Source organism: Methylobacterium platani (assembly GCF_001653715.1).
Lineage (GTDB): Bacteria > Pseudomonadota > Alphaproteobacteria > Rhizobiales > Beijerinckiaceae > Methylobacterium > Methylobacterium platani.
This window is the reverse complement of sequence record NZ_LWHQ01000150.1, coordinates 1-1,548: the sequence shown is the minus strand read 5'-3', so window position 1 is coordinate 1,548 and position 1,548 is coordinate 1. Positions and strand designations below refer to the sequence as shown.

Sequence of the window (1,548 nt, the reverse complement as noted above, 5' to 3'; positions counted from 1 at the left end):
GAACGCCGGACCCTGGTGAGGATCCGGCGCTCGGTGAGGGATTCGGGGCGACAACAGCGACGGTCAGATGGCGCCCTTCCGGATGGCCGCCGCGATCCGCTTGAATGCCTCGCGGTAGGACAGGCGCTCGGTCTTGCACCAGGTCAGGAACACGTTGAGGTCCGCGGTCTCGGCGCGCACGTTGATCTGCGAGGTCGCGGCGTTGACCGGCTCGCGCATCCGCACGAGCTGCTCACTCTCGCGCGCCACGAATCCGTGTCGCTCGGCGACCGCCTCGGCCTCGGGCGGCGGCGGCGGCGGGGCATCCGCGGCGTTGGGGGCGATCGACGCGATCTTGCTGCCGAACCCGAACGACGGCTTCTTGTCCTGGCTCATGCGCGGGCCTTTCCGGTGAGGGTGGCGACCAGCTCGACGACTTCCTCGGAGAGGCGCTGCGCGTTCTCCTGGGCGGCCGACACGCCGTTGACGAGGGTGGGATCGAGCTCCGAGAGCGCGACCCGGTAGGTGAACAGCGACTTGAACGCGGCGCGCTCGTTGAGGTGCGTCGCGAGGACCGGGATCCCGGAGGACCGCAGCTCCTCGACGATCATCTTCTCGTTGCGGGTCGGGATCGCCGACGAGGTGCGGGTGAAGACGATCCGGAACGGGATCTCGCGGTTCAACACCTGCTCCTCCTCGCGCACCAGGTCGACAGCGCGAGCGGCCTGTGCCGCATCGACGGCGCTCGCCTGCATCGGGATCAGGACGAGGTCGGAGCGGGTGATCGCGCGCGAGACCATGCGCGAGGCCGTGCCCTCAAGGTCGACGACGACGAACTGGCGCCCTCCCCTCTCGCGGTCGATCGTGCCGACGATCGAGCTTTCCGTGACATCGGAGATCACCCGCATGCTCGTCGCGCTCTCGCCCTGCGCCCAGGCGGCTATCGGCCGGTTGGGGTCGCAGTCGATGAGCGAGACGGTCCCGCCGAAATGGGCGAGCGTCGTGCCGAGCACGAGGGCGGTGGTCGACTTGCCGGCCCCACCCTTGGGGTTTGCGACGGAGATGACGGGCATGGGAGCGGCCTCTAGCGGTAGCGTCACGAACCTACAGGGAGAAACCTTAAGCTCCTACTAGGGTGTGGAAGCTTCGTGTTGCAATTGCTACCTATCATTACAATGCTAGCAATAATAGAAGTAGCAAGCGCCAGGGAGCGCGAGCTAGCGCAAGCTGGAGGGAGCAAGCGCTAGGAAGGCGCCGGATCCCCGCATCCGTTTTCAAGAACGCCGTACCCCTGCCCCACCGGGTGCACCCTGCGAGGCAGCCACGCTGAGACACCTGCGCTCTGTCTCACAGGGTTGCCGGCCAGTCCATGAGACAGCTAGAAGGAAATGTCTAGACCCTGCGAGACATCCCATGGCCCGGATGTGCTACGCCCGCGTCTCCACCCTCGACCAGGACCTCACCGTGCAGCTTAGCGCCCTCAAGGCGGCCGGCTGCGACATTATCCGGTCCGAGAAGGTGTCCGGCTCCTCGACCGTCGGGCGCGATGAGCTGCGCACGGTGCTGGCC

3 protein-coding genes are annotated in these 1,548 nt (G+C 66.9%); 1 reads left to right on the top strand and 2 read right to left on the bottom strand.

Annotation, left to right across the window (positions count from 1 at the left end; all coding sequences use genetic code 11):
• Positions 1-63 precede the first annotated feature (63 nt).
• Positions 64-375, bottom strand: a complete 312-nt coding sequence (locus A5481_RS32040) for a hypothetical protein (protein ID WP_048437605.1) — start codon at positions 373-375, stop codon at positions 64-66.
• Positions 372-1,052 carry a ParA family protein gene (locus A5481_RS32035; protein WP_048437604.1) on the bottom strand — a complete coding sequence of 227 codons (681 nt, stop codon included), beginning with the start codon at positions 1,050-1,052 and terminating at the stop codon, positions 372-374. Before A5481_RS32035 ends, A5481_RS32040 begins: the two co-directional genes overlap by 4 nt.
• A gap of 340 nt (positions 1,053-1,392) precedes the next feature.
• Between A5481_RS32035 and A5481_RS32030 the strand changes: the two genes are divergently transcribed.
• Positions 1,393-1,548 (top strand): recombinase family protein (locus tag A5481_RS32030; protein WP_197514289.1); only part of this gene is annotated, 156 nt, incomplete at its 3' end.